Raw genomic sequence first — 2,318 nt, forward strand, 5'->3', positions numbered from 1 at the left:
GTTAAGGACAACATTGATTGGATCGCCGCAGTATTGGCTAAATCTGAAGAGTTGGCGGCTGTAGTCTTGCTTAATAGCGAGCAAGACATTGAATTTAAAGAGCTAGTTAAGTGGAAGAAACTTCACGGATGTTTTGGTGCAGGGGACGACTTAGAAAGCGTATGTAATGGATTGTTATCCATTTCTCAGGGAGAAAACTGGTTACCCAGAAAAGTGATTAATCAATTGCTGAGCTTTTATCAAAAAAATGATTCAAGTTACATGGAAGATGAAGCTATTCAGGTAGACCTGACCCGTAGAGAAATAGAAATCCTGGAAACTTTGAAGACGGGCGAATCAAATATTGAAATCGCAGATAAGTTATTCATAAGTGAGCATACTATCAAGTCACATCTCTACAATATCTTCAAGAAAATTGAGGTTAAGAACCGCCTACAAGCTATGGCTTGGGCTAAAAAACACCTGTAACGCCCTTCTTGCTTAAAAACGATGACAAATAGGCACTAGTTTAGGATGAATTGAAGTACTAAATTTAGTGCCTACTAAAATCATTCTTTTAACCACTTAAATAATTTCAATTTTTCGATAAATTATCTACCGAATTATCAATCATAATAACTAATCGCGTAGCTCTTTCTGGCTTTTATGGTTACACTTAACGTGACAGATAATATAGGTATCTATGTTCGTCTGAATGGTTAGGTGTGAATTAATAAGTAAAGAGGTACGCAATTGCGTGTACTTTAAATCAACACAACTATCGGTCAGATATGGATATGGAAAAGAAGGGCTTGATCCGCTCTTATGAGACTGAGTTTGCTTTCTTATTTCGGTTAGCTGATATTGGGATAATAGGTGGTTCCCTTTTTGTTTTAACCTTGCTTTATGTAGGCGAGTTTAATCGTGATTACAACCTTATTGGTGTTATAGCGATTATCTCGTATCTACTGTGCGCAGAAAGTGCAAACCTCTATCGATCATGGCGTACAAATACGCTCCGGGAGCAGTGCCAACTGACTCTCCTTCCTTGGTTTGTCGCAACCGTAATTCTTCTTGCTTTAGGTTACTTCACAAAAACAGGTGTCGATTTCTCACGTGTCGTTATTGGTGCGTGGTTTGTTGTCGCACCCGTTATCCTAATGCTATGGCGATGTGTTTATCGTTTCGTATTACTTAACCTTCGTAAAAAAGGGTTCAATACCCGTCGGGCCGTAATTATAGGTTTGACTGAACACGGACTAAAGTTGGCACGCGAGATTGAGCGCAACTCTCAACACGGTGTAGTTTTGGAAGGTTTTTACGATGAAAGAAACGCTGAGCGCCTGCAGAAATCGACGTCTTACAAAATTCTAGGAAATGTTGAGAAAGCTTTGGAGCGAGCAAAAAAAGGCGAAATCGAACACGTCTACATTGCGATGCCGCTTCATGCTAACAAGCGAATCTCAGATTTCTTGGCTCGCTTTTCTGACACTACCGCCAATACCTATCTGGTTCCTGATTTCTTCACATATAACCTTTTGCACTCGAGATGGCACCACATCGGTGATGTTCACACACTGAGTGTATTTGATACGCCATTCAATGGTTTCTCTTCGTGGATCAAGCGTCTTGAAGACATCGTTTTGTCTTCCATCATTCTGCTGATGATATCGCCTGTGCTTCTTGCCGTAGCGTTAGGCGTTAAGCTTTCGTCTCCGGGACCTGTTTTGTTCAAGCAAGACAGATATGGTCTGGATGGAAGAAAGATCAAAGTCTGGAAGTTCCGTTCAATGAAAGTGATGGATAACGGCGCGGTAGTTAAGCAAGCCACGAAGAACGATCCGCGTGTTACTCGCTTCGGCTCTTTTATTCGCCGTACGTCATTGGATGAACTTCCTCAGTTTTTTAATGTTCTTCAGGGCTCAATGTCTATCGTTGGTCCAAGACCTCACGCTGTCAGCCATAACGAAGAGTTTCGTCAAATAGTCGATCGCTACATGCTTCGTCATAAAGTGAAGCCGGGGATTACTGGCTGGGCTCAGGTGAACGGTTACCGAGGCGAAACAGACACCATTGACAAGATGGAAAAACGTGTCGAATTTGACCTTGCGTATATCCAGAATTGGTCGTTTGGCATGGATCTAAAGATCGTATTTCTGACTATATTTAAAGGGTTCACAGGCAAAGCAGCTTATTAACGCAGAGAGCAGTAAGACTATGAAGTATTCCGTAAAACGTTCCTTATGTCTTGTGTCGGGAATAATGGCGTTGGCAAACGTTGCTCCAATCTCAGCTGAACCTTTTGTCACAGAGTCTGGTATTGAAGTTGCTCCTGGGTT

Annotated in this window: 2 protein-coding genes; both read left to right on the plus strand. The window is 41.7% G+C overall.

Annotated elements, in window-relative coordinates; translation table 11 throughout:
* Window positions 1-468: LuxR C-terminal-related transcriptional regulator (locus RH89_RS14525; RefSeq protein WP_004403372.1), on the plus strand; the 468-nt coding region annotated here is incomplete at its 5' end.
* A 308-nt stretch (window positions 469-776) separates the two neighbouring features.
* Window positions 777-2,177, plus strand: coding sequence for an undecaprenyl-phosphate glucose phosphotransferase (locus tag RH89_RS14530; RefSeq protein WP_004403373.1), 1,401 nt, complete (start codon window positions 777-779; stop codon window positions 2,175-2,177).
* Window positions 2,178-2,318: the final 141 nt, after the last annotated feature.

This window comes from Vibrio nigripulchritudo ATCC 27043 (assembly GCF_000222685.1).
Classification (GTDB): domain Bacteria; phylum Pseudomonadota; class Gammaproteobacteria; order Enterobacterales; family Vibrionaceae; genus Vibrio; species Vibrio nigripulchritudo.

What these genes read in the sequence shown, in the direction of transcription:
- RH89_RS14530 (WP_004403373.1), top strand. Translation starts at nt 777, where the DNA reads ATGGAAAAGAAGGGCTTGATCCGCTCTTATGAGACTGAGTTTGCTTTC.